At 71.7% G+C, this 23522-nt stretch carries 21 protein-coding genes and 1 tRNA gene; 5 read left to right on the top strand and 17 right to left on the bottom strand.

The window, feature by feature from the left end:
* Positions 1 to 56: 56 nt before the first annotated feature.
* Positions 57 to 548: a hypothetical protein gene (locus tag WMF39_RS13285; RefSeq protein ID WP_437745888.1), complete on the top strand. Its 492-nt coding sequence runs from the start codon at positions 57 to 59 to the stop codon at positions 546 to 548.
* Between the two features lie 143 nt (positions 549 to 691).
* Complete coding sequence (locus tag WMF39_RS13280; RefSeq protein WP_437745887.1) at positions 692 to 1030, top strand: hypothetical protein; 339 nt, start codon at positions 692 to 694, stop codon at positions 1028 to 1030.
* 219 nt (positions 1031 to 1249) lie between these two features.
* Here WMF39_RS13280 and WMF39_RS13275 read toward each other — a convergent pair whose 3' ends face one another.
* The 10 genes from WMF39_RS13275 to WMF39_RS13230 all read right to left on the bottom strand — a co-directional run bounded on the left by WMF39_RS13275 (position 1250) and on the right by WMF39_RS13230 (position 12605).
* Entirely contained in the window at positions 1250 to 1735 is a 486-nt protein-coding gene (locus tag WMF39_RS13275) for a response regulator (RefSeq protein ID WP_437535278.1), read from the bottom strand.
* Positions 1736 to 2068: 333 nt separating this feature from the next.
* Positions 2069 to 2141, bottom strand: a tRNA-Phe gene (locus WMF39_RS13270).
* Positions 2142 to 2177: 36 nt separating this feature from the next.
* Positions 2178 to 3146, bottom strand: coding sequence for a hypothetical protein (locus WMF39_RS13265; RefSeq protein WP_437745886.1), 969 nt, complete (start codon positions 3144 to 3146; stop codon positions 2178 to 2180).
* Positions 3143 to 5170, bottom strand: coding sequence for a M1 family metallopeptidase (locus tag WMF39_RS13260; protein ID WP_437745885.1), 2028 nt, complete (start codon positions 5168 to 5170; stop codon positions 3143 to 3145). The genes WMF39_RS13265 and WMF39_RS13260 overlap by 4 nt, the downstream gene beginning before the upstream one ends.
* A gap of 106 nt (positions 5171 to 5276) precedes the next feature.
* Positions 5277 to 6611, bottom strand: a complete 1335-nt coding sequence (locus WMF39_RS13255; protein WP_437745884.1) for a hypothetical protein — start codon at positions 6609 to 6611, stop codon at positions 5277 to 5279.
* 34 nt (positions 6612 to 6645) lie between these two features.
* On the bottom strand, positions 6646 to 8475 hold the full coding sequence (gene dnaK, locus WMF39_RS13250) for a molecular chaperone DnaK (protein WP_272103249.1): 1830 nt from the start codon (positions 8473 to 8475) through the stop codon (positions 6646 to 6648).
* Between the two features lie 160 nt (positions 8476 to 8635).
* Positions 8636 to 10450: a DnaJ domain-containing protein gene (locus tag WMF39_RS13245; protein WP_437745883.1), complete on the bottom strand. Its 1815-nt coding sequence runs from the start codon at positions 10448 to 10450 to the stop codon at positions 8636 to 8638.
* Between the two features lie 84 nt (positions 10451 to 10534).
* Positions 10535 to 11137 (bottom strand): hypothetical protein, encoded by a 603-nt coding sequence (locus tag WMF39_RS13240; RefSeq protein WP_437745882.1) that lies wholly within the window; start codon positions 11135 to 11137, stop codon positions 10535 to 10537.
* Entirely contained in the window at positions 11137 to 11991 is an 855-nt protein-coding gene (locus tag WMF39_RS13235) for a hypothetical protein (RefSeq protein WP_437745881.1), read from the bottom strand. Before WMF39_RS13235 ends, WMF39_RS13240 begins: the two co-directional genes overlap by 1 nt.
* Positions 11988 to 12605, bottom strand: coding sequence for an RNA polymerase sigma factor (locus WMF39_RS13230; RefSeq protein ID WP_437745880.1), 618 nt, complete (start codon positions 12603 to 12605; stop codon positions 11988 to 11990). Before WMF39_RS13230 ends, WMF39_RS13235 begins: the two co-directional genes overlap by 4 nt.
* 364 nt (positions 12606 to 12969) lie before the next feature.
* Here WMF39_RS13230 and WMF39_RS13225 point away from each other — a divergent pair, with 364 nt between their 5' ends.
* The 3 genes from WMF39_RS13225 (at position 12970) to WMF39_RS13215 (ending at position 16200) form a co-directional block, all read left to right on the top strand.
* Positions 12970 to 13974, top strand: coding sequence for a rhomboid family intramembrane serine protease (locus WMF39_RS13225; protein WP_437745879.1), 1005 nt, complete (start codon positions 12970 to 12972; stop codon positions 13972 to 13974).
* Positions 13975 to 14067: 93 nt separating this feature from the next.
* The gene (locus WMF39_RS13220; protein WP_437745878.1) at positions 14068 to 14769 is read left to right on the top strand and encodes a PA14 domain-containing protein; all 702 of its coding nucleotides are present in this window, start codon (positions 14068 to 14070) and stop codon (positions 14767 to 14769) included.
* Positions 14770 to 14898: 129 nt separating this feature from the next.
* Positions 14899 to 16200, top strand: coding sequence for an ADP-ribosylation factor-like protein (locus WMF39_RS13215; protein WP_437745877.1), 1302 nt, complete (start codon positions 14899 to 14901; stop codon positions 16198 to 16200).
* Between the two features lie 32 nt (positions 16201 to 16232).
* Here WMF39_RS13215 and rodA read toward each other — a convergent pair whose 3' ends face one another.
* The 7 genes from rodA to WMF39_RS13180 form a co-directional block, all read right to left on the bottom strand.
* Positions 16233 to 17369 carry a rod shape-determining protein RodA gene (rodA, locus tag WMF39_RS13210; protein WP_437745876.1) on the bottom strand — a complete coding sequence of 379 codons (1137 nt, stop codon included), beginning with the start codon at positions 17367 to 17369 and terminating at the stop codon, positions 16233 to 16235.
* On the bottom strand, positions 17366 to 19321 hold the full coding sequence (mrdA, locus tag WMF39_RS13205) for a penicillin-binding protein 2 (RefSeq protein ID WP_437745875.1): 1956 nt from the start codon (positions 19319 to 19321) through the stop codon (positions 17366 to 17368). Before mrdA ends, rodA begins: the two co-directional genes overlap by 4 nt.
* Complete coding sequence (locus WMF39_RS13200; RefSeq protein ID WP_437745874.1) at positions 19318 to 19842, bottom strand: hypothetical protein; 525 nt, start codon at positions 19840 to 19842, stop codon at positions 19318 to 19320. The genes mrdA and WMF39_RS13200 overlap by 4 nt, the downstream gene beginning before the upstream one ends.
* 4 nt (positions 19843 to 19846) lie before the next feature.
* Positions 19847 to 20704 carry a rod shape-determining protein MreC gene (gene mreC, locus WMF39_RS13195; RefSeq protein ID WP_437745873.1) on the bottom strand — a complete coding sequence of 286 codons (858 nt, stop codon included), beginning with the start codon at positions 20702 to 20704 and terminating at the stop codon, positions 19847 to 19849.
* Between the two features lie 147 nt (positions 20705 to 20851).
* A complete protein-coding gene (locus tag WMF39_RS13190; protein WP_276598056.1) occupies positions 20852 to 21886 on the bottom strand; it encodes a rod shape-determining protein in 1035 nt (344 codons plus the stop codon).
* Positions 21887 to 21999: 113 nt separating this feature from the next.
* Positions 22000 to 22161, bottom strand: coding sequence for a 50S ribosomal protein L33 (rpmG, locus tag WMF39_RS13185; RefSeq protein ID WP_012235039.1), 162 nt, complete (start codon positions 22159 to 22161; stop codon positions 22000 to 22002).
* Positions 22162 to 22356: 195 nt separating this feature from the next.
* The gene (locus WMF39_RS13180) at positions 22357 to 23286 is read right to left on the bottom strand and encodes an RNA recognition motif domain-containing protein (RefSeq protein WP_437745872.1); all 930 of its coding nucleotides are present in this window, start codon (positions 23284 to 23286) and stop codon (positions 22357 to 22359) included.
* Between the last annotated feature and the right edge of the window lie 236 nt (positions 23287 to 23522).

Genomic DNA, 23522 nt, shown 5'->3' with positions numbered 1-23522 from the left:
GGGCCCGCGCCGACCGCGCGACGGCGCCTGCGTCGGCCACGCCCACGGTGGACGCGGTGCGTGAGCGCCTCGGCGGGCGCGCGTCGACCGAGCCCGGCGTGGGCGAGCTGGTCCTGCTGACCACCGCCACGGGCAAGGCGCTCCCTGGCGTGGTCCTGTACAGGGGTGGCACCACCGTCGATGTGTGGATTGACACCACCACAACGGCATCATCCACCCCGGACGAAGCGCGAAGCCTGGGCCTCGCAAGCGCCGTGACCCGCCGGGGCGTGGTTCACCGAGCGCGCCCTGCCGACCTCGCGCCGTTGCGCGTCGCTGCGCCGGAGTCGCTCATCGCCATCGCGGCCGACGCGCGCGTCTTCGCGGCACTGAGCGAGGGCCAGCGCATCCGGTTTCAAGACGGCGGCGATCTCGCCGAAGGCACGCTGGTGGAGAAGTGCCGCTTCGGCGGCCTGGTGCGGCGCGACGACGGCACCCTCCTCGGCGTCGGCTTCCGCCGGCTCTGGCCGGCGCAGTCCGAAGGGGCCAAACGGGGCCAGCGGAACTGAGAGGGAGGCGGTATCGCACACTGGCCAGCTCCCTGGCGCACGGCTGGCGGCGCACGTGCGGCTTGTGCCTCCTCCGCGGACGCGATAAGAGGGCCACCGTCATCGAAGCTCGCGCGCTGCGCGTCCAAGTCGGAGGATACCCCTTGAAGCTCGCCCCCTCGTTCACGATCGCCCTCGCGCTCGCCATGCTTCCGGGCTGTGGTGCTTCGCTGTCCGGCCTGTGCGAGGACAAGTGCGATTGCACTGGCTCGTGCAGCGAAAGAGACGAGGTCGAGTGCGTGGACGCCCTCGAGGACGCCGAGAGATCCGCGGAGTACGACGGCTGCGAGGACCAGTTCGACGAGGCCATCTCCTGCATCGACGATGAGTTCGTGTGCGACGGCAGAGACGTCGCCATCGCCGGGTGCAACACGGTGATAGAGAACCTGCGCGAATGCGCCGGACTGCCCGTATCCGGCGCCGTCGTGGCCCAGTTCTTCTGATCGACGGCGCCGAGCCTGTCGCGCGCGCCGCGTGGCTGCTCTGCGCCCCTCGTGACAGGGCACCTCGCGCGAGGCGCGTATGCGTATGCGTTGCGGCAGGCCTGGCGCCGCGCGTGCCGTCCCATCTTCCTGCAAGCTGCTCCTGCGCGCGGAGGGCCTTTCCGGTCGCCAGGGTTCGGTCGAAGCAGCGCCTGGCGCGCGCCGAGAGGGCGAGATCGCTTATTCGCCGAGGTGGGTGCGGACCTTCGTGAGCAGCGTATTGCTGTCGAAAGGCTTGATGAGGTAGTCGGTGCACCCGTTCGCGAAGCCGATCTTGATGCTCGTCTGATCGCTCCTCGTCGTCATCATGATGATCGGCACGGTCTTCGTCGCATCGAACGCGCGGAGCCACCTGCAGGCCTGGAAGCCGTCCATCGCCGGCATGACGACGTCCATCAGGATGAGATCGGGGCGCTCCGCAATCGCCTTCGCGATGGCCTCCTTGCCGTTGCGCGCGATGACGATGTCGTAGTCGTCCACGCCGAGCGTCAGCTGCTGTGACAGCAGCGAAGTCAGCGAGTCGTCGACGACGAGGATCTTCTTCTTTCGAGCGGTCTCGCTGGCCTGGCTACTTGGCGCAGACGGCCGGCTCCGCGGCGCCGAGTCGGAAGCGGAGGCCGTTTCCGGAGAGCTCTTTCGCGAGGAGTCGACACGACGATCGGCCATGAGGGAGCCTCCATGAGGAGGCGCCGTTCCCTGGAGCGCCTCCGGAGTGTTCAGGTTGCAACGAGTGATCCCCCCGTCACCTTATCAGGATCGCTACCGCACCGGAACCAAGTTCCACTGTCACCCGATGTGGCCAAACCCGCGAAAGTATTCCTGAACAGACCGCTGCGCTCACCCGCAGCGAGCCGCCGAGGCCAGCTGGCGAGAGGAGGAGTTACCCGCAAACCTGCGAACCCACGACAAGCGGCTGCGCCGTGCGGAACGGCTGCTCACGCTAGCGTGTGAGGACGGTACGGCGGCGTTTGCTCGCCGGTCGAAGCAAGAGAACGGTAGTGCCCAGGGACGGAATCGAACCGCCCACACGAGGATTTTCAATCCTCTGCTCTACCAACTGAGCTACCTGGGCTTGCTGCGGGCCCCGCGCTTACGCTGGAAGCGTCGGTCACGGGCGGGCTACGTTACGCGGATGTAGCCGAATGTCAAGGAATTCTTCGGCGCGCTCCGCGGAGCGATCGAGCAGCCGGAAGGCGGCCGCGAGCCACGAGGCGCGCAGGTAGGCCGCGGCGGCGAACGCCGCGAGCTGCGCGGCGAGCGCGGCCGCGACGCGCGGGCCAGTGCTGACCCCGGCGAGGTGCATGCCCAACGCCCCGCCGGCGAGCGCGACGACCGCGAGGGCGCCCCGGGACGCACAGGCCCAGACGGCCGCGAGCGGAGCACCACGCAGCGCGTCGAGCCCTCTGGAGACGGCGGTGTAGAAGCCCCGCTGCTCGCCGAGCACGGCGACCCGCGCGAGATCGTGGAGAAGGGCGATGGCCGCGACCGGTACCAGCGCGACCACGGCGACGGCGATCGCCGCAAGGTCGCGGCCGCGCGGCAGGATCGGGAGCTCCGCGCAGAGCTTCGTCCCGGGGACCAGGACGAGCGCCGCTGCGGCGACCTGCGCCGCGAGCGCGACGCCCCAGAGCAGCGCGAGCGGGCCCAGGGCGCGCGCCGCCCGGCCTCCCAGGTCCTGCGCGGAGAGCGGTCCCTTCTGGCTCAGCGCGGCGAGGAGCACCGCGAGCGGGAGCAGCCCGAGCGCGGCGGCCAGCAGGGTGCCCAGGCTGAGCTGCGTGGCGAGGGCAGCGGCGGCGTGCACCGAGAGACGCGCGAGCTCGCTGAGCATCAGGCCGCCGGGGTCGAAGAGGATCGCGTCGCCACGCGGGTATTCGCCGACGATCTGGGCCACGAAGACGGACAGCGGCGCCGCGACCACGAGCGAGGCGAGCGCCCGGTAGCCGAAGTACAGCGCGACCGCGGCTGGCCGCTCGTGCGCGGCGGGGCGCCCCGCGGCGCGCCGCGCGCACCCTGGCTCGGCCACCGCGGCCCCCTGCGAGCCCGGATCGCTCGCGCCCCGCTCCGCCGGCGCGCTCATGGCCCGAGGAGCGTGAGCGCGAGCCCCACGGCGAAGCTCGCGCGCGAGAGCACGCCGGGCGCGAGGAAGTCGGGGCGCGATCGGCGCGCGTTGTTCGCGAGGTCCTCGTCGAGCAGCACCCGGTGGTCGGGGTCGATCACCACCGCGGCGAGCGGAGAGGCGCCGGCGTAAGGGATCGCGGCGGTGCTCTCACGCGCATCCCACCGCGCCCGCTGCACGCTCCCGTCCTCGCCGTGCAGCGCGACGTCGACGGGGAGCACGAGCGAGCCGCGGCGCCGCACGACGGCGCGGCCGCGGTAGCCCGCCGCCTCGATCCCGGCCTCGCCCGGCGCGGGCGCCGCGCCGTCCGCGGGCCATGCGTCGAACGCCTCGACGGTGTAGTCGACCCACGCGCGCTCGAAGAGCCCGGCTCGGAGAGCCTCGGCCGCCTCGTCGCCCACCTCCCGCCGCACCGCGTCGAGCAGCGCCTCTGGGCCGGGGTGCCGGAACCGGTTCTCGCGCGCGTAGCGGCCGACGGCTTGCCGCACGAGGTCCTCGCCGTACACGCCGGCGAGGGTCGCGAGGAGCACAGCGGGCCTCCCGTACACGAGCCCGAGGTAGTCCTTTCCGTCGACGAAGCCCGCGGCCGGCTGGGCGACGGCGCCGTTGTGGCCCGACGTGAGCGCGTCGGCGCGGTACTGCGCGCGGAGGTCGATCTCGAGCCCGAGCAGGCGCGCCCACGAGCCGTCGCCGTAGCGCGCGCGCAGCGCGTCCGCTTCCGCGTAGGTGGTGAGGCCCTCGTCGAGGAACGGGTAACGGTGCTCGTTCGTCGCGACGAGGCCGTAGAACCACTGGTGCGCGAGCTCGTGCACCGTGACCGCCTCGACGAGACGCACGCCCACGGCGGGCCAGAGCCAGCTGCCGCCGGTCGTGATGAGCGTCGGATACTCCATGCCGCCCGCCTCCTCGGCGCCCTCCGGCGGGTGCACGATCGTGAGCGTGCCGTACGGGTAGCGGCCGAACGCCGCGCCGAAGCGCTCGAGGCCGAACCGGACCAGGTCGATCTCCAGCGCCGCCTCGCGCTCGCTCCCTTCGGGGAAGAGGCACCGGATCGCGACGCCGTCGCCGGTCGTGGCGCGCAGCTCGCGGAAGCGGTCCCACGCGGCGAAGGCGAAGTCGTGCACGTCCTCCTGCACGAACCGGCGGATCGCTCGCCCGTCGGCCCGCCGCTCCTCCACGAGCCGGCCGGTCGCCCCGACCACGAAGCGCTCCGGGACGTCGACCGTCACGTCGTACGCCCCGAAGTCGGCGTAGAACTCCGAGAGCCGGTGGTAAGGGAAGTGCGCCCAGCGCCCGTCGGGCTCGAGGCGCGCGATCTTCGGGAACCACTGCCCCACCATGTGGAAGCTCCCGTGGTGACCCGTCCTGAGCGCGAGCGACGGGAGGTCCGCGTCCCACGCGAGATCGATCGTGATCGCCTCGCCCGGCGCCACGGCCCGCGGCAGCTCCACCCGGATGTCGGTCGCGTCGTCGGGATCGCCGGGCGTCGTGGGCTTCCCGCGGGGCCAGACGTCCGCGCCCTCCATCTCGCGAACCGCGAAGCGGGCCACCTGGATATGACCGTAATCATACAGTATTTCGCTACCGCGAAAGCCGTTGATGGACGAGCGGAGGAACACGGTGCGCGGGTCCTTGAAGGCGTTCAGGTAGAGGTGGACGAACAGCTCGCGCTGCGGCTCGCGCGACGCGTTCCGCCAGACCAGCGTGCCCTCGCCGTGCATCGTGTGCTGCGCCGGATCGAGGCTCGCGCGCAGCGTGTAGCTCGCGATCGGATCGGCGTGGGCCGCGAGCTCGGCGCCCGGCGGAGGCGCGGGCGCCGGAGCTGCCAGCGCTGGCGCGGCGCTCGCGTCGGAGGGGGCGGCCGGCGACCGCTGCGCCGGAGCGTCGGGCTCGATCGGCTGGACCGTCGAGAGCAGCGACGCGCCCATGCGGCCGGCGAGCAGCGCGAGGAGGAGACCGAGAGCGGCCTGGAGAGCCGTGCGCACCGGTGCAACCTAGCGAGCTTGCGGCATCGCGGAAAGGCGGGTCTGGGGACGCGGCGGTCCGCTCGGAACGATGAGGCGGCGCCGCGACGTCAGGCGAGGCCGGCGCCTAGACGCTGCAGACGATCCCCTCCTGCACGAGCTCGTACAGGAGCCGCAAGGCCTCGAGCGACTGCATGCCCGACACGTCGAGGATCTCGTCGATCGAGCTGTAGCCGTCGATGCACGAGAGCAGGAAGCCCGCGCGGTGATCGAGGTTCAGCGAGCGGAGCTGATCCGGCGACACCGCGAGCCGCAGCACCCGCGAGCCGTCTCCGAGGCGCGACTGGTACATCTGCCGGAGCATCTCGACGCAGCTGTCCGCGTACTGCCGCGCCATCCAGTCCTTCGGGTTCTCCTCGAGCAGGCCCTCCGCGAGGATGAGCGCGCCGCCGAAATCGCCCTGATCGAACCGGTGCTGCATCTGCTCCCGCGGCCCCTGGGCGCTCAGGTGGGGCTCGGTTGCGCGTGAATGAACCCCCTTGTCGACCGTCGCGACGGCCGCAGGCGCGCGCTCGGTCTCGGATCGGCGCGGAGCGCGCGCCGCGCCCTGCGCCTCGCCCGATACCCTGTACGAGGTCGAACCGGCGAGCGCCCCCGTCCCGCCGCGGAACGCGGGCTCGTCGTCCTCCACGAGCAGGCCGTAACGGAGCGTGCCGGGCGGCGGCGTGATCGGCGGCTCGTCCATCGGAGGGCCCGGCTCCTCGAACCCGAGATCGAGGCGAAAATCGATGCCCAGCGGCCCGCCGTCGTCCGGACGAGGGACGCGCCCCTTCGCCGCCGGGGGGACGTGGACGTCCCGCGCATCGACCGGCGGACCACCGAAGACGTCGATCTCGCCAAAGCTGCGCGGGTACGACGGGCTCGGCTCGCGCAGGAGCTCGTCGTCGAGCTCCGACCCGAAGTCGCGCTCGGCGTCGAGCGATCCGAACCCAATCCGCCCGCCGGGCCGCGACGGGACCCCGGGCTCGTCGCACTCCAGGCCGAGCCTCGCGGTCTCTCGGCCGGGAGCGCCGTGTTTGCCCGAGAACGAGGAGCCAGGCGGCGGCTCCCAGGGGATCGTCCGGCGCGGCGGCGGGACGGGCGGGTACCCCTCCGGCGGAAAGGCCTCCGGAGGGCGCTGCCGCTGGGCGGTGATCTCGGAGCTCGAGTGAGAGCGGCGGGTCATCATCTTTGCCACGTAGTCGCTGACCGGGATCGGCGGCGGGAGCGTGATCTTGCCCTCGCCGTCCGGCTGCAGAGGCGTGCCGGCGGGCGGGGTTTCCATGCGGGGTGAGCCCTTCTCCTCGCGGGCGAGCGCGGCGAGCGCGAGGAGCTCCTTCGAGGCGACCGGTTGGGTGTCCTCGAGCTCGTCCACCTCGTCGAGCCCCCAGGAGGAGTCCAGGGTCTTGGAGTCAGGCGGCACCGACCGCATCGTCTTCCCTCATCGCGGCCACCCCTCACCCCTGTGGCCTGGCTACGACACCCTTGAACATCCGGTGGGTGCGCGAGAGCGCCTCCATCTGCTCCTTGACCGCGGCCGCGTCGCGCCGGCCGATGGCCTGACGCGAGCGGTCCACGATCCCGCGCGCCTTGCCGATGGCGTCGCGGCCGAAGTCGCTGGACGCCACGATCTGCTCGACCTGCGGGAACATCCGCTCGATCTCGGCGATGAGCTTCTCGGCCTCCTGCCGGACGCCCTCGAACTGGTCGCTCGCGCGGCGATCGACGAGGTACTCCTTCGCCGCCTCCATCATCTCGCCGACCTCCTCCTTCGTGAGGCCGCTCGACGCGGTGACCTGGATCGACTGCTGCTGGCCCGTCTCCAGATCCTTCGCGCTCACCGAGACGATGCCGTCGCTGTTGATCTCGAACGTGACCTCGATCTCGACCTGCCCCTTCGGCGCGCGGCGCAGGCCGGTGAGGATGAACTCGCCGAGCAGCTCGTTGTCCGTCGCCTTCTGGTGCTCGCCTTGCATGACAAGGATCTTCACGGCGGTCTGGTTGTCGCGGCTCGTCGTGAAGATCTTCGACCGGCTCGTGGGCACCGTGGTGTTCTGCGGGATGAGCTCCTCGAAGTTCGACCCGAACGTCATGATGCCGAGCGCGTGCGGCGTGACGTCGAGCAGGATCATCTGCTTCGTCTCGTCCACGAGCGCGGCGCCCTGCACCGCCGCGCCGAGCGCGACCACCTCGTCGGGGTGCACCCCCTTGCACGGCTCACGCTCGAAGAAGTCGCGGACGGCCTCCTGCACCCTCGGCATGCGCGTCATGCCGCCGACGAGCACGACGTCCTCGATCTCGTCGCGGTCGAGCCGCGCATCCTCGAGCGTCTGGCTGCAGATCTCGATGCACCGCTCGACGAGGTCCTCGCACAGCTCCTGCAGCGTGGCCCGCGAGAGCGTCCGCTGGAGGTGCAGCGCCTCGTTCCGCGCGCTCGAGATGATGAACGGCAGGTTGATCTCGGTCTCCAGGACGCTGGACAGCTCGCACTTCGCCTTCTCGGCCGCGTCCTTGAGCCGCTGGAGCGCCATCCGGTCCTGCCGCAGATCGACGTCGTGCTGCTCCTTGAAGCCCTGCACAAGCCAGTCGATGACGCGCGCGTCGAAGTCCTCGCCGCCGAGGAACGTGTCCCCCGCCGTGGCGATGACCTTGAAGACCCCGCCCGCGCCGATCTCGAGCACGGAGATGTCGAACGTGCCGCCGCCGAGGTCGAAGACTGCGATCGTCTTCTCGACGTTCTTGCCGAACCCGTACGCGAGCGCTGCAGCCGTCGGCTCGTTGACGATGCGGATGACGTCGAGCCCCGCGATCTGGCCCGCGTCCTTCGTCGCCTGCCGCTGGTTGTCGTTGAAGTAGGCGGGGACCGTGATGACCGCCTTCGAGACCGGTTCGTTGAGGTAGTCCTCGGCGAACAGCTTCATCTCCTGGAGGACCATCGCGCTGATCTCGGGGACCGAGTACGTCTTGTCGCGCAGCTGGATGCGGACGTCGCCGTGCGGCCCCTCGACGATCTTGTACGAGGCGGTCAGGATCGCGTTCTTCACCTGCGGGGACGACCACTTCCGGCCGATCAGCCGCTTCGCGGCGTAGACCGTGTTCTCGGCGTTGGTGATCGCCTGCCGCTTCGCGATGTGCCCGCAGAGCCGCTTGCCGGCCTCGGTGATCGCGACCATGGACGGCGTCGTCTTGTACCCACCGCGATTCGGGATGACGGTCGGGACGCCCTCCTCGACGATGGCAACGCACGAGTTCGTGGTGCCAAGGTCAATGCCGATGACACGCTCCATCGATGCCGCTGCTCCTCTTGTGATCTTCGGCCCGAACGGCCGCTGAGGCCACGATGCTAGACCGTTTCGCGGAGCCGAGCGGGCCAATCGTGCGCCGGCCATGCGGAAGGCGCCGCCCCGGGCCTGCCCGAGGCCGACGCGCCTTCTGTAAGGGCCGGCGCTAGACTTGCTTCCCCTGCTGTTTGGCCTGCTCGCGCGCCTGCGCGACGAGACCGCGCAGCCTACCATCGTTCCCTGCGAGCTCGGCGGCGCGTTCGAGCTCGCCGGCCGCGCTCTTCGCGAGCCCCGCGGCGGCGTACGACAGCGCGAGCGTGATCCGGTACTCCACGGAGGCGGGCACGAGCTCCACCGCCCGCCGCGCAAACTCCACCGCCCGCCGCGAGCTCTCCCCGGCCTGGAGCGTCGCGTGCGCGACCCGCTCGTGCGCGCCGGCGTCGTCCGGGCGACCGTTGCACACCTTCACGTAGCTCAGCGCCGCCTCGACCCAGCGGCCGGTCTGTGCCTCGTACTCGGCCTGCTTGAGGTACCCGTCCGCCAGCGCCACCGCCGCGAGGCGCTCCACCTCGGCCGACGCCCTCTGGAGCTCTGCGTCCTCCGGAGCCAGCGACGCGGCGATCCGGTACGCGTTGGCCGCGCTCGCGAACTCGCTCCGCTCGAGCGCGGCCCGAGCCACGTCGGAGTACCGCGCGATCTGGCTCCGGAGCGCCTCGTTGCGGGCGTTCTCGTAACGCGCCTTGAGCGCCTCGACCGCCCGTATCGACTCCGGCGAACGCACGCCGGAAGGGATCTTCGGAGGCGCCGCAGGGGCGCCTGCCGCCGCAGCTGGCACGACGGACGTTCCAGGCGCAGCGGTCGCCACGGCCGGCGGGGTGGCCGCCCGAGGCGCAGCGGTCACCGCGGCCGGCGTTGCAGCTGCCCCGGACGCAGCGGCCGCCGACGCAGAGGGCGCCCCCGGCGGAGCGCGCCGCAAGCCTCCGGTGAGCTTGCGCGCGAACGTCTCACGCCGATCCTTGGCGGTGGGGGCAGGCGCGACAGGCGTGGCCGGCGCTGCGCTCCGCGCCGGCGCGCCTCCGTTGTCGGGCGAGCCTCCTCCTGCGCGCGGCTGCGCCGGCGACGGCTGAACCGGCGCGGCGGCACCGGAGGACACAGCGGACGCGCCCTGCTCCGCGGGCGCGCGCTCGGAGGAATAACGCCCGGGCGACGCGCCCATGTCGCGCGGATCGGCGAACGCGGCGCGCACCGTGGCGTCGACGGCGGTAGTTATCGTGGCGATGTCGCGCGGCGTCTGCTCGATCAGCGCCGCCATCGTCCGGTTCTTGTGGGTCTGCTCGAGGTACGCGTCGTACTCGGCGCGCCGCTGCTTCGACGTCAGCGTGTCGTGCGCCAGCGTGATGCGCGTGAAGATGGCCTCGATCTTCGGCTTGTAGGAGCCGAGCTGCTTCCGGAAGTAGGTGTCCGGATGGAACTCTGGCGCGAGCTGGTAGTAGGCGCTCTTGATCTGCTTCTTGTCCGCCTGATCCGGGACGCCGAGCAGCGCGTAATAACTGAGATCCTCGAGACGGTAGTAGAGGTCGAGGATCCGCCGCTTCCGGTCGGAGGCGAGCTCGACCGGCTCGTCGAGCTCGGCGGGATCGTAGAGCGGCAGGGACTCCATCTGCTGCAGCGCGTCCCGGCCGAGCGGGACGGCCTCGGACCCGGACGGCATCGTCTTCTCCGGATCCACCGCGGCCGCGCGCCGCGCGGCGTCCCGCGGCGGAGGCTGTCCGGAGGGCTCCCCATCCAGGAGGATCGCGCCGAGGTCGCGCAAGCGGCGCAGCGCCTCGACGGTATCGCCGTGCGACATTCCCGTGATCAAGGACAGATCCCGATCCGTCAGGACGCCGTCGATGCGGGACAGGAGGAACGCCTCCGCGGGTTTCAGCGGGAGCGATTTGAGATCGTACCCGGGCTTCGGCCTTGGAACACGGAACGTCATCGGGTCGAGCGGCGGCCCCCTCCCGCTCGAGTCTAACGACGAACGCGCGCCCGTCGCAATTGCAGACCACGGCGAGCGCGCCCTTCAGCGCGGCTTTTCCCCGGGGCCCGTCAGGGCCTCGGTGATCACCTGGTCCTGGATCGAGATCGCCCGCTCCAGCAGCCCGACCGCCCGCGCGCGGGCCTGCGTCGCCGCCTCGCGATCCCCCTTCGCTTCGAGCGCCTTCGCGCGGCGCTCCTCGACCACGCCCGCGACCTCGTAGAGGTGGCCTTGATAATGAGAAGGCGCCGGCGCCAACCGGAGGCCCGCGTCGATGTCGCGCGCCGCGGCGTCGAACTCGCCGGCCTCGCTCCGGAGCTCCGCCAGCCGGGCGTACGTGTCCGCCGTCACCTCGGCGACCTCCGGCGGCGCCCCCGGCGGCCTCGGCGCGGCGATGATCCCCTCCAGGGCGCGGAGCGCAGCGGCGCGATCGCCCGCGCCGAGCGCGACGTCGGCGGCATGGTGCGCCGCGCGCGCCCTCGAGAGGAAGGCGAGGAGCGTGGGATCGACGACCTGGGCCGGGGCGCACGCGCACCCCGGATCGCCCGGGCCCCCGGCAGCGCGCGCCCGCTCGTCGCCCGGGGCGCACCCGAGGTGCGCCGCCGCGAAGAGCCCCAGGCAGACGGCGACGAGGTGCGGGCCCCGCATCAGCGCACCCCCCACGCCGCGTAGCGGTTCTGGCGCAGATCGGACGCGCGCGCGGCGGCGATGCGATCGATCCGCTCCGTCTGACCGCCCTCCCGCGGAAAGGGCGCGGCCGGATCGAAGAGCGCGGCGGTCGAGCGCGCCTCGATCAGCAGGGGCCGCGCGGCGAGCGCCGCGGCCGGAGCACCGGCCGCGGGCGCGCGCGCGACGGAGGCGCGCTCCTCCCTGATCTGGCCGACGATCAGCGCCACGGCCGCCGCGGCCGCGGCGAGGGTCGAGAGCGCCGCCATCGTCACCGGCGCGATGCGCCGGGGGCCGCGCGCGGGCGAGGCGCGGAGGGCCTGGTCGATGAGCGCGCGCCCCGGGAGCTCCGGGAGCGCCGCCGGACGCCACGCAGCCCGGAGCGCGACAGCGAGCTCCGCGAGATCGTCGCGTGCATCAGGCGAGCCGAGCGCCCCCTCGCCGCCGGAGCCGCCGCCCCGCCCCGGACCACCGCCGGCGGCGGCGCGGGGCTCGAGCGCCTCCCGCAGGCGCTCGGCGGCGCGCAGCTCGGCCTTGGTCGGCGGCGCGCCCTCGTCGCCGAGCGCGCGCGCGAGCAGCGCCTCGTGGTCCGCCCTGTCGAGCCCGTCGGGGCGGGCCGCCGCCCTGAGCGCGTCCGCGAGCGGGACCTCGCCGCGATCGAGCGCCTCCGCGAGCGCGCGCGCCGCGCCCAGCTCGTCGTCGGACGCAGGCGCGACGGGCTCCGCGACGGGCACGACGAGCGCGAGCCGCCGGCCGCGATCCGCGCCGGCGCGGCGCTCCAGGGGCCCGTCGCCGGTCGGCGGCGAACGCGGATCCGAGGGCAGCCGCGGCTTCATCGCGCTCCTTCCTCGCGCTCCGCGCGCGGCGCGGCGATCGCCTTCTTCAGCGCGGTCATGGCGCGGTGCAGGACGACATCGAACGTCGCCACGCTGACCCCGAGCGCGAGGGCCACCTCGTCGCGGGGCCGCTCCTCGAGCACCCGTAGCCGGATCGCCTCGGCGTAACGGGGGTTGAGGCGCCCGAGCGCGTCCTCGACGCGCGCCCGCGCGTCCGCGAGATCGCGCTTCTCGCAGAGCTCGGCCTCTCCACGCGCGGTGAGGTCGGTCTCCGCCGCGTCGATCTCGCGCTGGAGATCCTCGGGCTCGAAGAGCGCCTCGCGGCGGCGCGCGCGGAGCATGTCGAGCGCGATGCGCAGCGCGATGACGCGGAGCCAGGGATAGATGCCGCAGCTCTGCCACTGGAACTGGTAGAACCGCTCGATCACGCGCGCGTACGTCTCGGCCAGAGCGTCCTGCGCGGCCGCGTCGGAGCCGAGGCGGGGCAACAGCACCGCGCGGTACAGCGCTGGCCCGTATTTGCGGAGCAGCTGCCCGAGCGCGAGGCGATCGCCCTGCGCCGCGCGCTCGCACAGCAGGCGCTCCGCCTCGAGATCGGGCCTCGCTGCTGCCACCGCCGTCACAGCGGCGACGATACCCGGACGCAGAACGGAGCGCACCGGTGTCCGCCTCGCGCCCCTCTCGGGTCGGCGCGCCCCGCGGTCCAGGAGCGCCTGCGCGCCGCCGGCGAGCCGCCGCGCGCCCCCCGCGAGGAGGGCGCGCGGCGGCTCGCCAGCGGCAGGCGGAACCGAGCGCGGGAGGGCCACGGCATTCACCCCTCGACAACGGCCCAAACCCGTGGACCTTACGGCCAGGAGCCGCCACATTGTGCCGGCCTCCACGCCGAGCGTCCGGCGTGAAAGGAGCCCAGGTGACCCTCGATACAGCGTTCAGGTCCCCCCCACACCCCGGCGCCGGGCAGCGCTTCGGGACCGCCCTGTGACGGCGGGGCCGTCCGGCGCAAGGAGGCGCTCGCTGCACTGCGCGCGCTGCGGCGCCCTCAACGGCGGCGACTTCAGCCGCTGCATCCGCTGCGGCGCGCCCCTCCTCGCGCCTCCTGCCCACGCCGCGCCCACCCGAGGACGCCTCGACGGGCGAAGCCTGCTCGCGACCAAGATCCTGGGCGGGCTCACGGCGTTTGTGTTCGTCGGCCAGCTGATGGCCGCGCACTCCCGCGATCTCGGCCTCCTCTCGGCGTGGGACACGTCGAGCTACCTCCGCTTCGGCGCCCTCCTCCTCGCGCCCGGCGTGCCCTTCGAGCCGTTCCGGCTGCTCTCCGCGGTCTTCGTCCACATGGGCGTCCTCCACTTCGGCATGAACATGGTGACGCTCGGCATGCTCGCCCGCGCCGCCGAGCCCGCCGTCGGCTCGGCGCGGTTCGCGATCGCGTACGTGCTCACGGGCCTGTTCGGCTTCGGCGCGAGCGCCGCATGGAACCTCTTCGTGCAGCCCGAGGTCGTGTGCACCGCGGGCGCGAGCGGCGCCGTGTTCGGCGTGATGGGCCTCCTGCTCGGCTGGCTGCTCCGCCGCCGCGACCCGCGATGGAAGGACCTCGCGCTCCAGGCCGTGTTCTACATCGTCCTCTTCGGCTTCGTCGTGAACGCGTCGAGCACGGGAATCCGCATCAACAACGCCGCGCACATCGGGGGCCTCGTGAGCGGCGCGCTGCTCGGGCTGAGCTACGCGGGCCCCGCGCGGGGCCGGTACGAGGGCGTGATGAACGCCGGCGCGCTCGCCAGCGTGCTCGCCTGCCTCGCCGCGCTCGCGCTCGCCCAGCGCTCGTCGGTCTGGCGCGCCGCGGAATCGCTCGACGGGAACGCGCGGCAGGAGGCGCCCGGGCCCGTGCTGCACGGCCAAGCCACAGGGTTTCCCGAGGACGCGCTCGAGGCGCTCGGGGCTCGACCGGCGGGCTCGCTCGTGCCGGGGGCCCCTGACGCGACGTGACGCTGATTGCGGCGCACGGCTCGAACGTCTAAGCGCCATCCTCGCATTCACGTGGGGACGGGCCAATCCGTCCGTTCCCTCTCAGGAGACGTCATGGTCCGAACCTCGTCGCACATCGCCTCGTGCGTGCTTGCCGCGTCTCTCCTCAGCGGCTGCCATGTCACCATCCAGAGCGGCAATACGCCGGCAGAGGCCTCGCCGCCGCCCCCGCCGCCCGCCAAGAAGGCCCCCCGGTCGCGCAAGCCGGCCAAGCCCGACCCGGAGCCCGAGCGGCGCAGGACCCCGAAGTGGCGCCTGCCCACGAACAACGCGCCGCGCATCACCGCCCCGAACGCGTTCGGCAACGGGGAGGGCGGCGCCTTCCGGGGGCTCGCGTACGTGATCCCCGAGAACACCCAGAAGCTCCCGACCTTCGACGGGCTCGTGCCGTTCGCGGTGCTGTACACGGACAAGTTCGAGGTGAAGTCGCAGGACTTCTCCGGCGGCTTCCCAGGCGCGCTCGCGCAGAACGAGTGGTTCGCGATCCGGTTCGAGGGCGAGTTCAAGGCGCCCCAGGAAGGCGTGTTCCAGCTCAGGCTCACCTCGGACGACGGCGCGGTCCTCTACATCGACGACAAGCGCGTGGTCGCGAACGACGGAGTCCACAGCGCGAAGACCGTGGACGGCGAGGCCCGCCTCACGGAGGGGACGCACCGGCTGCGGCTCGATTACTTCCAGGCGCAGCGGGGCCAGGTCGCGCTCATGCTCCAGATCGGCCAGAAGGACAAGTTCGAGCCGCTCGTCGGCCTTCGCTGACGGCGCGCCGCGCCGGCCGCACCTCCGGTGCCCCGCCCTGGCGGGCACGCGGGTGCGCGCCTGGTTTTCATGCGCCCGCGCACACCCCGGCGCTCTCGTTCGCCTTTTCGTGTATCGTCGCCGCCGCCCATGGCGTCGGTGAACCCACTGTCGCGCGAGCTCGTCTTCAAGATCGTCTATTACGGGCCCGGCCTCGGCGGCAAGACGACCACGCTGGAGTACTTGCACGCCACGGCAAAGCCCGAGTACCGCGGCAAGCTCGTCTCCCTCGCGACGCCGGTCGATCGAACGCTCTACTTCGACTTCTTGCCGGTCCGGCTCCCGCAGCTGCGCGGGATGAACGTGAGGCTCCAGCTCTTCACGGTGCCAGGGCAGGTCTACTTCAACGCGACCCGAAAGCTGGTGCTCACGGGCGCCGACGGCATCGTGTTCGTCAGCGATTCGCAGGCCGTTCGCGCCGACGCCAACATGGAGAGCATGGAGAACCTGCGCGAGAACCTCGCCGAGCAGGGGCGGGCGCTGGAGCACGTCCCGCACATTTTCCAGCACAACAAGCGCGATTTGCCCGGTTTGCTGCCGCTCTCGGAGCTCGACGCGATGTTGAACCCGTCCCGCGTCTCCTCGCTGGCCACGTCGGCGAAGACGGGGCTCGGGCTCTACGAGGGGCTCGAGGAGATCAGCGCCGCGGTCCTGCGCGCCTTCGAGAGCCGCCTGCCCGACGCGATGGGGAGCGGGCTGGGCGGGTTCGACGCGATCGAGGGCGGGCTCGCCACCGCCCTGCGCGACGCGTCGCCGCCGCCATCGGCGCCGCTCGACGCGGTGATCTCGCGGCTCGCGCCGCCCAGCAAGCCGTGGTCGACGATGCCACCGGACTCGACGATCGGCGACCCGAGCGAGGGCGCGGCGGCGCCCGGCGTGACCGCGTCACGTGGCGGCGAGCTCGATCCGCGCAGCGCCGGCGTCAGGGATCCGGTGAGCCGCGGGCTCCCGTCGTCGCTGCGGCTCGCCGCCCGGAGGCTGGTCGCGCAGGCGGACGCCCCGGCGACCGCGCGCGCGGACGGCCCGTCCGCGGCGACGAGGCACCTCGCCCAGCCGGGCCTCTCGTTCGTCGCGCTCTGGCCGGCCGCCGAGCGGGAGGCGATCGCGGAGATCGAGGCGACGATCGCCGCGGAGCGGTATGCCGTCGCGCTCGAGCGCTGCGACGCGCTCGTCGCGGGGATCTTCGACAAAGCGGCGGAACTCGCGGGCTCGAGCGGCACGGCACGCGATCCAGCGACGGTGCCGGCGCTGCTCGGTCTGGACGGGCGCCGCTACCTCGGCTTTCGCGCCGTGGTCCGCAGAGCGCGCGCTGGCGGCGAGATCACCGAGCGCGACGCGCTCAAGGCCTTCGCGTTCGTCATCGAGGCGCGGCTCGCAGAAGGCGCGATTTGAGTCCACGCGGCGGGAGCACGCCCGCCGCGCCGTCACAGCCGATCGAGCGAGGCGACGCCGGAGTAGCGGCGCATCGACACGCTCATGAGCAGCGAGATCGCCACCATCACCGTGGTCACGCTCGATCCGCCGTACGAGAACAGAGGCAGCCCGACGCCGACGACCGGCAGAACGCCCGAGGTCATGCCGAGGTTGATGACCGCGTGCCAGAAGATGATCGCCGCGCAGCCGACGCCGAGCACCGCGCCGAAGCGGTCCTTCGCCATCGACGCGATGCGGATCCCCCACACGACCAGGAACGCATAGAGGCACACGAGCACCACGCCCCCGACGAACCCCCACTCCTCGGCGAAGACAGGGAACGGGAAATCGGAGAACTGATCCGGCAGGAAGAGGAACTGGTTCTGCGTGCCCCGGAGGTACCCGTTGCCGAACAGCCCGCCGTTGCCGATCGCCACGCGCGAATGGTGGGCGTGCCAGCCGCGGTGCAGGAGGTCCTCCTCGGGGTGGAGGAACACGAGCACGCGCGCGCGCTGGTAGTCGAGCAGCACGTACTCCCAGATGATCGGGATCGCCACCGCGATGGACACGACGAACAGCGCGGCGCTCCTCCACCGCACGCGCGTGACCGCCGCGATCGTCAGGAACACGAACACGAGGATGGTCGCCGTCCCGAGATCGGGCTGCTTGAGCACGAGGAGCGCAGGGACCGCCGTCAGCGCCGCCGGGATCGCCAGATCGCGGAGGGTGCGGCCCTCGTTGCGCGGATCGTCGTGCAGGAACTTCGCCAGCGCGATGACCAGGAACACCTTCATGAACTCGCTGGGCTGGAACCGGAACGCGCCGAACTCGATCCACCGGGCGGAGCCGCGCACGTCGCGCGCGAGCACGAAGACGAGCGCCAGCGAGAAGACGCCGAACGTGTAGAGCACGTAGCCGAGGCGCTCGAGGTGCCGGTAGTCGAGCGCGATCAGCACGCCGCCGATGATGCCGCCCATGAACAGCCAGTACACCTGGCTGATGTAGAGCTCCGCGCGCGCGCCGGAGTAGACGCTCGTCGCGCTGTAGAGGTTGACGACGCCGAGCACCGCGATGGCCACCGCGGCGATGAAGAGCGGCCAGTCGAAATGATCGCGATCGCGCGAAGAGAGAGAGTCACCCCGGATCATGGCGCGCGCCCCGACGCGGCGGGCGCGCGGCCCGCGCTGCTCTTGCCCGCGCGCGGCCCCTCGTTCGCGCCGCCGCGGCGCTCCTTCGCGAGCTCCTGGTACGCGCGGACGACCTCGAAGGCGACCGGCGCCGCGTGCTTGCCGCCCGTGCCGCCGTGCTCGACGAGCACGACCACGGCGACCTCGGGCGAGCGCGCCGGCGCGTAGCCGGCGAACCAGGCGTGCTCGCGGTTGAAGTACCAGACCCGCTCGGCCTCGACGCCGCGGGTGAGCCGGTGCGAGACCTGCGCGGTCCCCGTCTTGCCCGCCATCTCCACGCCCGCGACGCGCGCCTTGAAGGCCGTGCCGCCCTCCTCGTTCACGCCGGCGACCATCGCCCGGTGCACGAGGGAGAGGTTCTCCGGCCGAATGTCGATCTGGCGGCGCACGCGCGGCGTGAACTCCTGGACGACCGTGCCGGCGCTCGTCTCGACGGCCCGCACGATCTGCGGCTGGTACAGCGTGCCGCCGTTCGCGAGCGCCGCGTACGCGAGCGCGAGCTGGAGCACCGTGACCGTCGTCGCGCCCTGGCCGATCGCCGCGTTCAGGCCGAACCCGAGCCGGAACTGGCCCTTGTTCCGGAGCGTCATCCACGCCCGGGTGGGCATCCTGCCCCCCGCCTCGGCGTTGATACCGAGCCCCGTCCGCGCGCCGAGCCCGTAGCGCTGGCCCATCTCCGCGATGACGTCCATGCCGACGCCGTACTCCGCCGCGAGCCGGTAGAAGTAGACGTTGCACGACTCGGCGATCGCCTGCTGCATCGCGACCGGCCCGTGCACGTGCGTGCACCGGAAGGTGCGCTTGCCGAACGTCAGCGCGCCCCGGCACCGCGAGGACTGGCGGGGATCGATGAGCCCCTTCTCGAGCGCCGCAAGCGCGGTGAACGGCTTGAACGTCGAGCCGGGCGGGTACGCCCCGGACAGCGTCTTGTCGAGCGCGGGCTTCAGCGGATCCGAGTAGAGCCTCCGGAACGCGTCGCGGATGACCTGCTTCCCCGAGCCGCCGGAGAGCGCGTTCGGGTTGTAGCCGGGCTTCGAGTACAGCCCGAGGATCCGCCCGGTGCGCACGTCGATGACCGCGACGCCGCCGGCGAGCTCGCCGCGCATCGCCTTGTCGATCGCCTTCTGGATGTCGGCGTCGAGCGTCAGCCGGAGATCGCGGCCGGGGATCGGGTCCACCCGCCGCGGCTCCTCGATGATCCCGTCGCCGCCCGTCCTGCGCCGCCCCTTGGCGTCGACGAGCACCTTCTCCCAGCCGCGCGTGCCGCGCAGGTAGCTCTCCCAGGCGCGCTCGATGCCGGTGACGCCGATGCGATCGCCCTCGATGTACCCGACGCTGCGGAGCGACGCGAGCCGCTCGGCGTCCACCTCGGCCATGTAGCCGAGGACGTGCGAGCCGACCTCCTCGTACGGGTAGTAGCGCACCGGGACGGGCACCACGTCGACCCCCGGCAGCTCGGCGTCGTGCGTCGCCAAGGTCGCCACGGCGTCGCGCGAGATGTCCTCTTTGAGCAGGATCTGCTGGTTCTTTCGCGGGCCCTCGTCGGCGCGGATCGAGGTGATCAGCGCCTCCAGCCGGGCGCGCTCCTCGATCCCGATGCCGAGGTACTCGACGAGCTTCGGCCAGATCGTCTCCATGTCGAGGCGCCGCGGGACGACGTAGACGTTGTAGGACGGCCGGCTCGCCGCGAGCACCTTGCCGTTCTTGTCCCGGATGATCCCGCGCGTGGTCGCGAGCGTCACGCGCCGAACGATGTTCTCGCGAGCGATGGCCTTGTTCTCGTCGACCTCGAGGATCTGCAGGTAGAACAGGCGCCCGAGCAGCACCATGAATCCGACGACCATGCCGAGCGCGATCCACCGGAAGCGCCGGCGGAACTCGCTCACGTCGGAGCGCTGGACGAGCAGGCTCACCGCGGGCTCTCCCCTGGCCGCGGGACGTTGATCGTCGCCTGGTGCACGCGCTCGGCCAGCCGGAAGACGAACGGCGCGAACAGCGCCGTCGAGACCGCGTGCGGCGCGACGAGCCGGGCGAGCGCGCGGGTGCGCGCCGCGTCGCCCCCGAAGATGGCGGTGAGGATCACGATGAGCACCCCCTCGACGAGGCCGAAGACGAAGGCCAGCGCGATCTTCGTGAGGAGCGTCTGCGCGGCGAGCCGCACGCCGGCCACCCGCGAGACGACGAAGGTCGCGACGGTGATGAAGGTGAACAGGCCGACCGGCGCGCCGGTGAAGAGATCGAGCAGGTACCCGAGCAGGAACGCGAGCGCGGCGCCCCGCGCGATCGAGTACTCGTGCACCCCCATGAACACGACGAGCGGCAGGAGCAGGCTCGGCGTGGAGCCCGGGATGTTCAGCTTGCCGATGAGCCGGAACAGGTTCGACTGAAGGATCAGCAGGGCGGCCCCCATCGCCAGGAACGCGGAGTTTCTCATCGCGTCACCTCCGCTGCGCCTGGGGGGGCGTCTCCTCCGGAGGCGTCGTCGTCACGATGAGCACCTCCTCCAGCCGGGAGAAATCGACCGCCGGCGCGACGTACACCTGCTGGTAGATGCCGAAGTCGCGACGGACGACCTGCGTCACGGTCCCGACCGGGATCCCCTTCGGGAAGCGCCGGCCGACGCCGCTCGTCACGAGCAGATCGCCGACCTCGATCTCGTCGGTGCGCTGCACGTACTCGACGCTGCAGGAGTACTTGCTCTCGTCGCCCGTGCCGCGGACGAAGCCGCGCGCGCCGGTGCGCTCGACCACCACGTCGACGCCGCTGCCCCCATCGACGACGAGCCGCACGTCGACCGTTTCGCCGGCGCTCTTCAGCGTGGTGCCGACGACGCCGTCCGCGGAGAGGACCGGCAAGTTGGAGCCGATGTCCCGCGCCTCGCGATCGAGCGTGACGCGAACCACCCGGAAGAAATCGTTGGTGCTCTTACCGACGACCTGGGCGCTCACCACGTCGGTCCGGAGGCTCTGGCGCAGGTCGAGCAGCCTGCGCAGGCGGCGGTTCTCTTCCTCGAGCGCCTCGAGCTTCCGCACCCGCTCTCGGAGGCGGGCGATCTGCGAGGCCTGCCTGGCGTTGTCTTCCTTGACGTCGACCAGGTAGATGTAGTCGCCCCAGAGGTTCGAGATCCCGCGCGCCAGCGTCGCGGCCGCGTACTGGATCGGCGCCGCGATGCTGATGATGATCCGGTCGGCCCCCGTGTTCTGCTTGGGGTCGCGCATGCTGGCGCGCAGGAACCAGAACGGCACCGCGAGCGCCAACAGCACGATCACGAAGTCGCGGTAGCGTTTGAGGTTCACCGTGGCTCCCGGACCCAGGTAGTACGAGGCGCCCCGCGAGGCCACCCCTCTCGACGCCGCGCGCGGCGCCACCCCGGCGCGGGGCGGCTCGCCGCGCGCCGCAAACACCCCGCCGGCGTGCTCACGGGCGGGACACGAAGACGACCCTCAGCTGATCGTGACCTCTTTCAAGAGCTCGAGGTGATCCAGCGCCTTGCCGCTGCCGAGCACCACGGCGCTGATCGGGTCATCGCACACCATCACGGGCAACCCCGTCTCCTCGCGGAGGAGCACGTCGAGGTTCTTGAGGAGCGAGCCGCCGCCGGTGAGCACGATGCCCTTGTCGACGATGTCGGCCGCCAGCTCGGGCGGCGTGCGCTCCAGCGCGATGAGCACGGCGTCCACGATGGCGTTCGTCGGCTCGCTCAGCGAGTCGCGGATCTCGTCGGAGTTGACGACGACCGTCTTGGGGATGCCCGCGACCATGTCGCGCCCCTTGACCTCCATCGTGAGCTGCTGCTCGAGCGGGTACGCGTTGCCGATCGTGATCTTGATGCGCTCCGCGGTCTGCTCGCCGATGGCCATGTTGTACTTGCGCTTCATGTAGGCCATGATCGACTCGTCCATCTTGTCGCCGCCGACGCGGACGCTCTGCGAGTAGACGATGCCGGCGAGGGAGATCACGGCGACCTCGGTCGTGCCGCCGCCGATGTCGACGACCATGTTGCCGCTCGGCTCGGTGATCGGCAGCCCGGCGCCGATCGCGGCCGCCATGGGCTCTTCGATGAGGTAGACCTCGCGCGCGCCAGCGCCCTCGGCGCTCTCCTTCACCGCCCGCTTCTCGACCTCGGTGATGCCGAACGGGACGCAGATGATGATGCGCGGCTTGACGAGCGTGCGGCGGTTGTGTGCGCGCGCGATGAAGTACCGGAGCATCGCCTCGGTGATCTCGAAGTCGGCGATGACGCCGTCGCGCAGCGGTCGCACCGCCTGGATGTTGCCGGGGGTGCGACCGAGCATCTCCTTCGCCTCGCGGCCGACGGCGAGCACCTTCTTACCGCCGCGAGCATCGCGCTGGACGGCGACCACCGAGGGCTCGCATGACACGATCCCCTTGCCCTTCACGTAGATGAGGGTGGTTGCGGTGCCGAGATCGATCGCGAGATCGTTCGAGAACAGGCCGTAGAGCCAGTCGAAGATCATCGCTTCGCCCTAGAAAGGAAAAAGGTTAAGCCGAGCACCGCGGAGGACGCAGCAGCCCGACCAGACGCCCGCTTGCGCGGGTCCGGCGGCAGCGGCCAGCGGTGCAGCGTGGCCTAGCCCTTCGAGATCTTGCCTTCTTTGTGCTCGGTGTGCTTGCGCTCGGTCGGGCAGAACTTCTTGATGACGAACTTGTCCGTCATCGTCCGCTTGTTCTTCGTCGTGTGGTAGTTCGCGCGGCCACAGTTGCCGCACGTCAGCTTGATGATGTCGCGCATCGGAGGTCTCCGAAGACAGGGCCGACCTGTTTCCACAGGCGGCCCTGGTTGAACCTAGGCACGGGCAGCACGGGAAGCGCTAGCACCGCAACCGGCGGGGGGCACCAGAGGACGTGTGCCGGATCAGCGACGCCCGACCGCCCGTCTGGAGGGCGCTACCCTACGAGAAACAATGCAGTTGTCAACCGGGAGCGCTCATTCGTCGTCCCAGTCGTCACCGGTGCGGCCGCGATCCCAGTTCTTGTTGTTGCTGCGCCGGCCGCCACCACCAGCGCCGCCACCGGCCCCGGGAGGCCCGTCCCCGTCGTGAGCGCCGCGCCGCCGGCGATCATCGAACGTCTTGCGCGCAGGCGGCGGAGGAGCACCACCACCACCACCACCACCGCCGGCGAAGCCGCCGCCGGCGAAGCCGCCGCCGCCGCCGCCACCCGCGAAGCCGCCGCCACCCGCGAAGCCGCCGCCACCGCCGCCGAAGCCGCCCGGACGGTCCTCGCGCGCCGGCCGCTCCCCCTTCGGGTGAGCGAGGTTGACGACGAGCCGTCGACCGCGCACGTCCACGCCGCGCAGGGCATCGATCGCGGCGCGCGCCGCCTCGGCGCTCGCCATCGTCACGAAGCCGAACCCGCGCTTGCGACCGTCAGGATCCATGGGGAGGTGGACCCGCACCACCGGACCGGCGCCGGTCGAGCCGATGAGCCCCTCGACTTCCTCGACGCTCGCGTCGTAGGGGAGATTGCCAACGTAGAGGGTGCGATCGGGCGCTGCAGCCAGGCCACCGCCGCCCATACCGCCACCGCCGCCAGGGCCACCTGGACCGCCGCCGGGGCCACCGCCGGGGCCCATCGGGCGCCCCTCGCGCCGCGGCGGCTCGGCCTGGAAGGGGCGGACCGAGATGGACTTGCCGCCCTGAAATGAACCGTCGAGCGACTCGCGCGCGGCGTTGGCTTCGCCGGTCGTCGAGAGTGTGACGAAGCCGAACCCGCGCGGACGACCCGTCGCGCGATCTTTCGGAAGACTGACCTCGACGACGTTGCCGCCGGTGGCCTCGAAGAGCTGCCGCAAAACGTCTTCGGTGATGGAGTCGGGCAAGCCCGCCACGAACAACTTACGCGAATCTTCAGCCATTGTAGAAAAACCTGGGGTTGGCCCCTGCGTTCCCTCTTATTTGGTCCACTCGCTCCGTGATCGATGTCGATGACGCGGAGCCTTTTGCGAGCGCGCCTCGGTCGCTCCTCCGTCGGCGGAAGGAGCGACCGAGCTCAATCGAGCGAAGGTCGGCGGGCCGACCCTCTGGTGCAAACTCCACCCCACGATATCTGGCGCCCCTGGCGCGTCAAGGGACCCGCCACGGGCGGGCGAGC

It is taken from the genome of Sorangium sp. So ce1504 (genome assembly GCF_051521635.1).
GTDB classification, from domain to species: domain Bacteria; phylum Myxococcota_A; class Polyangia; order Polyangiales; family Polyangiaceae; genus Sorangium; species Sorangium cellulosum_B.
This window is presented reverse-complemented; position numbering and strand designations above follow the sequence as displayed.

Bases quoted from the DNA above. Each gene is read 5' to 3' on its own strand.
- WMF39_RS13275 (WP_437535278.1), bottom strand. From the start codon at position 1,735: ATGGCCGATCGTCGTGTCGACTCCTCGCGAAAGAGCTCTCCGGAAACG.
- WMF39_RS13265 (WP_437745886.1), bottom strand. From the start codon at position 3,146: ATGAGCGCGCCGGCGGAGCGGGGCGCGAGCGATCCGGGCTCGCAGGGG.
- dnaK (WP_272103249.1), bottom strand. From the start codon at position 8,475: ATGGAGCGTGTCATCGGCATTGACCTTGGCACCACGAACTCGTGCGTT.
- WMF39_RS13245 (WP_437745883.1), bottom strand. From the start codon at position 10,450: ATGACGTTCCGTGTTCCAAGGCCGAAGCCCGGGTACGATCTCAAATCG.
- WMF39_RS13240 (WP_437745882.1), bottom strand. From the start codon at position 11,137: ATGCGGGGCCCGCACCTCGTCGCCGTCTGCCTGGGGCTCTTCGCGGCG.
- WMF39_RS13235 (WP_437745881.1), bottom strand. From the start codon at position 11,991: ATGAAGCCGCGGCTGCCCTCGGATCCGCGTTCGCCGCCGACCGGCGAC.
- WMF39_RS13220 (WP_437745878.1), top strand. From the start codon at position 14,068: ATGGTCCGAACCTCGTCGCACATCGCCTCGTGCGTGCTTGCCGCGTCT.
- WMF39_RS13215 (WP_437745877.1), top strand. From the start codon at position 14,899: ATGGCGTCGGTGAACCCACTGTCGCGCGAGCTCGTCTTCAAGATCGTC.
- rodA (WP_437745876.1), bottom strand. From the start codon at position 17,369: ATGATCCGGGGTGACTCTCTCTCTTCGCGCGATCGCGATCATTTCGAC.
- WMF39_RS13200 (WP_437745874.1), bottom strand. From the start codon at position 19,842: ATGAGAAACTCCGCGTTCCTGGCGATGGGGGCCGCCCTGCTGATCCTT.
- WMF39_RS13190 (WP_276598056.1), bottom strand. From the start codon at position 21,886: ATGATCTTCGACTGGCTCTACGGCCTGTTCTCGAACGATCTCGCGATC.
- rpmG (WP_012235039.1), bottom strand. From the start codon at position 22,161: ATGCGCGACATCATCAAGCTGACGTGCGGCAACTGTGGCCGCGCGAAC.
- WMF39_RS13180 (WP_437745872.1), bottom strand. From the start codon at position 23,286: ATGGCTGAAGATTCGCGTAAGTTGTTCGTGGCGGGCTTGCCCGACTCC.